Annotated in this window: 8 protein-coding genes and 1 pseudogene; 6 read left to right on the top strand and 3 right to left on the bottom strand. The window is 60.4% G+C overall.

What is annotated here, in order from left to right; translation table 11 throughout:
* The first annotated feature begins 443 nt into the window (after nucleotides 1-443).
* The 6 genes and pseudogenes from VIZ63_RS06810 to VIZ63_RS06785 all read left to right on the top strand — a co-directional run bounded on the left by VIZ63_RS06810 (nucleotide 444) and on the right by VIZ63_RS06785 (nucleotide 3,515).
* Nucleotides 444-881, top strand: coding sequence for a hypothetical protein (locus VIZ63_RS06810; RefSeq protein ID WP_331608783.1), 438 nt, complete (start codon nucleotides 444-446; stop codon nucleotides 879-881).
* Nucleotides 882-911: 30 nt separating this feature from the next.
* Nucleotides 912-1,334 carry a hypothetical protein gene (locus tag VIZ63_RS06805; RefSeq protein WP_331608782.1) on the top strand — a complete coding sequence of 141 codons (423 nt, stop codon included), beginning with the start codon at nucleotides 912-914 and terminating at the stop codon, nucleotides 1,332-1,334.
* 262 nt (nucleotides 1,335-1,596) lie between these two features.
* Nucleotides 1,597-2,142 (top strand): DUF4256 domain-containing protein, encoded by a 546-nt coding sequence (locus tag VIZ63_RS06800; RefSeq protein WP_331608781.1) that lies wholly within the window; start codon nucleotides 1,597-1,599, stop codon nucleotides 2,140-2,142.
* 147 nt (nucleotides 2,143-2,289) lie between these two features.
* Nucleotides 2,290-2,537 (top strand): annotated as a pseudogene (locus tag VIZ63_RS06795) (GNAT family N-acetyltransferase); the annotation flags it as partial.
* Between the two features lie 19 nt (nucleotides 2,538-2,556).
* Nucleotides 2,557-3,042 (top strand): hypothetical protein, encoded by a 486-nt coding sequence (locus VIZ63_RS06790; RefSeq protein WP_331608780.1) that lies wholly within the window; start codon nucleotides 2,557-2,559, stop codon nucleotides 3,040-3,042.
* Between the two features lie 41 nt (nucleotides 3,043-3,083).
* Nucleotides 3,084-3,515 (top strand): DUF1801 domain-containing protein, encoded by a 432-nt coding sequence (locus VIZ63_RS06785; RefSeq protein WP_331608779.1) that lies wholly within the window; start codon nucleotides 3,084-3,086, stop codon nucleotides 3,513-3,515.
* Nucleotides 3,516-3,522: 7 nt separating this feature from the next.
* Here VIZ63_RS06785 and VIZ63_RS06780 read toward each other — a convergent pair whose 3' ends face one another.
* From VIZ63_RS06780 to VIZ63_RS06770, 3 genes are all read right to left on the bottom strand, one after another.
* A complete protein-coding gene (locus VIZ63_RS06780; RefSeq protein ID WP_331608778.1) occupies nucleotides 3,523-4,617 on the bottom strand; it encodes a hypothetical protein in 1,095 nt (364 codons plus the stop codon).
* A gap of 280 nt (nucleotides 4,618-4,897) precedes the next feature.
* Nucleotides 4,898-5,689, bottom strand: coding sequence for a DUF3014 domain-containing protein (locus tag VIZ63_RS06775; RefSeq protein ID WP_331608776.1), 792 nt, complete (start codon nucleotides 5,687-5,689; stop codon nucleotides 4,898-4,900).
* A 22-nt stretch (nucleotides 5,690-5,711) separates the two neighbouring features.
* A complete protein-coding gene (locus VIZ63_RS06770) occupies nucleotides 5,712-6,524 on the bottom strand; it encodes a hypothetical protein (RefSeq protein ID WP_331608775.1) in 813 nt (270 codons plus the stop codon).
* Between the last annotated feature and the right edge of the window lie 141 nt (nucleotides 6,525-6,665).

The raw sequence follows: 6,665 nt of genomic DNA, 5'->3' as shown, positions 1-6,665 counted from the left end.
AATCGATGAGCAGGAGCTAAGAGATGAGATTCGGCGAAAACTGGAGAGTCGCTGGCATCTGTAGTGGGAACGCACTGCGCCGGCCCAACAATGCGTTCAAGCGGCGACGTGCAAAGACGCACGCGCCTTAACGCAAACGTTGGGCATCGACCGAATCATGAAGCGGAAGAACGGATGGATGGTGGCTGCAGTATCGGGGCTAATATTCGCGGTCCTGTTTGTCGTTCTTGGCGGAATCAGTCACGGGTGCGTGGCGTACTTAGCTGCATCGGGACTTCTGCTCGGTGCAATCGCTGCTCCGGAGATGGAGCCAAAGGCGTTTCGCTTCCCAGCGGCTTGGCAAGTTGCCTTCGGAGCCTTAGCGGGTATTGCTCTAGCGGCATCTGTGCAATTCGCCGCTTCGCTAGCAACAGCGGAAGTCATACCGTCCAGGCATCACTAAAATGCCCACATTCAGCAACGGCTCACTTGCTTTGCTTCTGGGGGCATCTTTCAGCGCAGCTGCTGGGATGGCTCATCTGGCATGCATCGTCATTGGTCCGCCCGCCTACCGGTTCATGGGCGCAGGCGAGCACATGGCTCGGGCGGTCGAGGCCAAGCAGCTCAGGCCTGCGCTTGTCACATTGGCCGTCGCTGGCATCCTCCTCATTTGGGCCGCTTTTGCTCTGTCCGGGGCTGGCGTGTTCGGGCCACTGCCACTGACCAAGTGGGCTTTGGTTGGCATTTGCGCCGTCTACCTTGGCAGAGCGGTCGCCTTTCCGCTTATCAAGTCGAGCTTCCCTGGAAACTCAAAGAGGTTCTGGTTGGTTTCGTCCGGCATCTGCGGCGTCGTCGGCCTCGTGCACGCTTACGGCACGGTGTCGCTATGGCGCATGCTGTGATGCCTAACCCTTCCAGGGAGGGTACGCCTCATGTCAACGTTGCGCGTCGAATGCGCCGCAATCGTGAAGACCAGAAGATCAGAGGTACAAATGCTTCTGTTTTTCGAGGAATACGCGAAGCACTTTGCTCTCAACTTTGGCCAGGCAGCTCACGGCATTCGATATTTCTTCTCGCATCCAGATGCAGATTCATCCTCACCACGAGGATCGCTGAAGCATGGCCTGGTCTCTTCAGGAATTCGGTCAAAGCGCGTCGCAAACGATCTTTTATTTGCCTTCATTCCACCTCACTGGCACCACAGCCGGGAGGAGCTCAGTTCCATGCTGAGCATTTCGTTTTCGCAGTGGTTTCAGTACGGCTACAGCGCCTGGCGCTTTACGGAATCGGGAGAGGTCAGAGCAGACCTTGCTGGAGTCGACAGAAGATGGGATCCCAGGTGCCAAGCGCCATGAGTTCGCCGCCTGACTGTTCCATCGAGAGAACGTCACAATGGCTGCGCGCTCGTGACGCCTCTCATGTCGAACGTCAGATTGCTGAGAAGACAAATGAGCACGACAGTCATCCTGAAAGGCTGCAGGCTCGCTGAAGACATTAGAATGTCACGCAGACGGGGAGCAAGATTCACGTTGCTGATGGCGGGACATGCGGAGCCCAGGACCAGGTCGTTCTCAGACCAGGGAGAAGTAGCGCGGTGAGCCGGAGCGAGGCCAGATCATGAAAGCAAGACAGCGCGAAGAGCTACTCAGCAAGCTGAAGGTTCGGTTCGAGAAGAACATGAGCCGGCACAAGGGCGTCGAGTGGTCGAAGGTGCAGGCGAAGCTGGAGTCATTTCCCGAGAAGCTGCATTCCCTCCATGAGATGGAAAAAACGGGCGGCGAGCCCGATGTCGTCGGTCATGACAAGACGACCGGGGAGTTCATTTTCGTTGATTGCTCTGCGGAGAGTCCATCAGGGCGCAGAAGCATTTGTTATGACCGCGAAGGACTGGAGTCCAGGAAGGAAAACCGGCCGGAGAACTGTGCCATCGATCTGGCTGCGGCCATGGGGATCGAGATTCTGACGGAAGAGCAGTATCGAGACCTGCAGGAGCTGGGCTGCTTCGACACCAGGACTTCGAGCTGGGTGAAAACCCCGCCCGCCATCCGGGAACTCGGTGGCGCACTTTTCTGTGATCGTCGCTATGACAACGTCTTCGTGTATCACAATGGAGCTCAGTCGTACTACGCGGCGCGGGGTTTCCGCGGCGCTTTAAGGGTTTAGAAGGCTGAACGCCAAACCACTCGCCGCCGAGCACACGGATAAACATCGACGTTATGCGCGAATCCAGGCCTCGTCGCGTCCCGCTGGACTTCCGTGGGTTGAGCGGTGAGGAAAAGATCTTCCGGCTCTCCGGAGCGACAGAGCGAGCCGAAGTTCGAGCAGGCTCGCGCCGAGATTTACATCTATGACCTGGCTGTCGCCGCAGATTTTCGTCGCCACGGCATCGCCACTGCGCTGATCGAGGAGCTAAGAGGCTGGCGCGCGCCAGAGGCGCCTATGTCATCTATGTTCAGGTGGATCACGCAGACGAGGCGGCTATCGCGCTCTATACGAAGCCGGGAGTCCGGGAAGATGTCCTGCACTTCGACATTGCTCCTGGTGACGGCGGCGTCTGACACTCGACAGGAGAAACCCATGCCCCTGCCTCAAGATCGATCTTCCCCGACCGACTTCGACTTCATCATTGGGGACTGGCGCGTTCTGCATCGTCGCCTGAACTCGCGACTGACGGGCTGCACCGACTGGACCGAGTTCGAAGGGCTGTCCTCGACGAGGAAGATTCTCGGAGGTTTCGGAAACGTGGAGGACAACATTCTTGGATTCCCGGAGGGTGAAGTCCGGGCCGCCGCCGTCCGATCGTTTGATAGGTCGGCACGCAGGTGGTCCATCTGGTGGCTGGATGGCAGGAATCCACATCAACTCGATACCCCGGTCGTCGGTGAATTTACCGGGAACACGGGCGTGTTCTTCGCCGACGATTCGCTGCGAGGACTGCCCATCAAAGTGCGTTTCATCTGGAACGCGAATCCGGGGATGAATCCAACCTGGGAACAGGCCTTCTCACCGGATGCCGGCAAAACCTGGGAGACCAACTGGACCATGGAGTTCCAGGCGGGCTGAGGTCTGAATGACCTGACGCTGGAACAGGTGAGGATCGACCGATGCTCAAGACAACACCTGCTGCTGATCCGGATGCTTACGTTGCGGCACTGGCCGGATGGCGGCGCGCGTGTGTGGAGAATCTGCGTTCCGCCGTGCGCAAGGCCGCAGCCCTGGACGAGGTGGTGAAGTGGGGGCATCTGGTCTATCTGTCGAACGGTCCCGTTCTGCTCATCCGTGCCGAGGAAGAGCGCGTGCTGTTCGGATTCTGGCGAGGGCAGCGCTTGCAGACCATCGAACCGCGTCTGAAAGCCGGCGGAAAATACGAGATGGCCACGCTGGAATTACTGGAGGGGATGACCATCAGCCCGGCAGCCGCGCGCCGGCTGGCGAAGGAGGCTGTCACGCTCAATCAAACGCTGGGCAATCCGACGCAGGCCGCCACGCCTCGCAAGGCGGTGAAGCCGCGACGCGCGAATGCTGCGCGTCGTTGACGTTGGCTTAGTCTGCGGCGGTGACTTCATCGCCAGTTGCGACAGCGAACGATGAGAAGGTGTTGTAAGGAACCGCCGGGAGAGCAACGCCAGCGGCGGGGTCGCCCTGACGTTCGAGTTGCGCACGCTGCATACGCAGACTGGCGCGCTGCATGTCCAGTTCCCGCTCCTGCAGCCTTTGATAGGTCTTCAATTGTTCGCCCGTAAGAATGTGGGCGACGGCGTCGCGTGTGCGTTCGTTGGCTTGCGACATGCGTTCGATCTGCTCTTCCTGCCAGCTGAGCCGTTCTGCAAGTGTCATGCGGTCGAACCGCTGCCGCATCGACGCCTGCTGATTTTCCTGCAACGTCTGTTGATCAAGCTGCACGAGCGTCTCTCGCAGCGGAATACGCTGGTCTTCGCGCAACGATACTCCGGCGCCCGCGAGTTCGGTGGTGAGCTGTCGCACGCGCATGCGCGCCCCCATGGAATTCTGATAATCGTCCCACTGCTGCAGACCGCCGTCCCCCGCCAACCGGGCGATCTCGGCGTGATCGGCCTCCTGACGCTGGCGATGATCCGATTGCATCTGTGCTATCTCCTCCTGGGTCGGGGGGTGGTCAGCTGAGAAGCTTCGAGACGTTTCCATGGTGCGCATCTGTTGCTCCGCGAGCAGATCGAGCAACTGGTCGGCCTGATCCTGTGAAATGCCGAGCTCCTGCGCGAGGTCCGGATGGACCTGATGCATGCCAAACCGCTGCTGCATGCGCATCGCCTGACGGTACTCGGGATCCCGCAGCAGTTCGCGCTGCCGGTTGACGAATTGCTGACGCATCTGGGTCGATCTCTGCGGAGCGAGCGCCGCCGGAGCCGGCAGTTTCTGAGCAACGGGCGTCACTGCCGCAGGCTCCTGAGCGAACTGCGTGATCGGCGGAGTTTCAGGCGGGTGCTGTGGCGGTGGCGGGGCAAATGGATTCGGTGGCCGGGCAGCTTCGAGATGTTGGAGACGCGTCTGCAGCTCGGCAGTGCGCTGGCGTTCGACGCGGAGCTGCGAATGAAGGTACGCGGCGGCGGTGCCGCAACCCAGTGCAGTGATCGAAAGAATCAGCAGCGGTCTGTTCATAAGCCGTCCCTCGGCGTAGGAAAAGACTAACGATGGATGTGAAGCCAGAGGTCTTTCAAATTCGGTTCGTGTCGAGTTTATGACCGCAGGGAATGGTTTATCCATCGAAGCGCATCCAGAAAATCGTGCGCCGGTTTCAACAGCGCAGCGTCACCCTTCGATGGATGAACCATCCCCTGTGGTCACACGCTCAGGGCGAATGGAGAAAAAAACCAGAGCTCCATGCGACCCCTGCACTGGATCCCCGCCTTCGCGGGGATGGCCAAACACGCGCGGACTCTCAGTCCGCGCTCTGTTTGGCCACTTCTCTACGCAGTTCTCTCAGTTTCATCTTGATCGAGGCGGCGTTGGTCGGTCCCATGCGCAGTAACAGTTTCTGTCCGGCCGATCGCTCCTCGAGTGCCGGATCGGCGTACTGATAGAACACGCCTGGCTGCGTGAGCCGCACCGGGCCGTCGACTTCCGGCGTCTGCAGCAGGTGATCGATCACTTCGATCAGGCGGTTGTTGAAGTAGCCATCGGGATACCCGATCTCGGTATAGGCCTGCTGGAACAGCGGGTAGTAGCGCTTGTAGAGCGCGGCGACCTGTCGTGTGTCGGTGTTGCGCACCAGCGCCATGATCGGGGCGTAGCGGGCGTAGTTCTTTTCGCTGAGCGTCAGCGCTTCGTCCTGGCCATCGACGAGCGGCACGCCGCCGGTCGGCTGCACCGGCCACATCTGAATGGCCGTCTTCTTGCGCGGCAGGTTGTCGATTGTGACGACCGTGTGCCGCACGATGTTCTTCGGCACCAGGAACTGATCGAGTGGTTTGCCGAAGATGCCGGACAGCGATTCGTAGAGGGCCCCGTCGCTCTCGCCCAACGAGGGCAATGGCGGAGCGTTCGGGGCTGGCGGGTTGATCGGATAGTTCGCGGGCGACTGCGGCGCGGTCGCGACAGGTGCCGGTTGCACCTGTTCCGCGACCGGCTGTTCTTCCTTGTGCTTGCGTCCGTAGTAGAGCGCGGCGATCAGGCCCGCCGCGACTACCAGGGGAATGCCCCACCACAGATACTTTCTGGTGTCTTCTTCCACGCAAGCCTCCGCAGCGAGCTGGTTACTCGGGCTTGACGAACTTCAGCACGAAGTTGTCGGCCTCGCCAATGGCAATGTACTTCTCGCGGTCCTGATCGCCGAGTGTAAGGGTGGGCGGCAGTGTCCATACGCCACGCGGCCAGTCCTTCGTGTCCTTCGGGTTCGCAAGAATCTCGGACTTGCCAACGTACTTGAAGCCGGCCTTTTCGGCGAGCGCGATCGTGTAGTCCTCGCGCACGTAACCGTTCTGCGCCTTCGGATCCTGCGGCTTGTCGTTGCTGGCGCGATGTTCTTCGACGCCGAGTACGCCGCCGGGCTTCAGCGCCTTGAAGAAGGACGCGAACATCTCGTCGACGGTGCCGCCGGCCATCCAGTTGTGGACGTTGCGGAAGGTGAGAACCATGTCAGCCGAACCGTCGGGTGCCGGAGCGTAGGTGCCAGCGCCCACTTCGCCGATCTTCACATTGCCGTAGATCGTCGGATTCTCGTCGATCTTCTTCTTCCAGCCATCGTAGGCCTGCGCAGCGCGTTCGCTGGCGGCACGTGGCGCGGTGGTGATGTACAGGGTGCCCTTGTCGTGGAGGTAGGGCGCGAGGATTTCCGTCCAGTAGCCGCCGCCGGGTGCAATTTCCACCACGGTCATCGTGGGCTTGATGCCGAAGAACTCCAGCTCTTCCTGCGGCTTGCGCGCCTTGTCGCGTTCGACGAAGGCCGGCGTGCGATGCGGGGACGCAATCGCCTTGGCGAGCGCGGCATCCTTCGCCACAACGGCTGACAACGGCAACGTCGCCAGAGCCAGGCCGGCGATGGCGTGAACAAATCGCATGGAACGCATAGGCAAAACTCCGAAGGTGAATGAGCCGCGTCGTGGGCGCGTCCGACTGTACCAAACAGCGCAACACCGATGTACCGCCAGGCTTTGATGACAAGCGGGTGCGCTGCCAGTTCCATCCGTGAGCCGCAGATTCTGGCCACC

It is taken from the genome of Povalibacter sp., assembly GCF_036520495.1.
Lineage (GTDB): Bacteria > Pseudomonadota > Gammaproteobacteria > Steroidobacterales > Steroidobacteraceae > Steroidobacter.
Note: the sequence above shows the minus strand (reverse complement) of the source record. Positions and strands in the feature narration are given on the sequence as shown.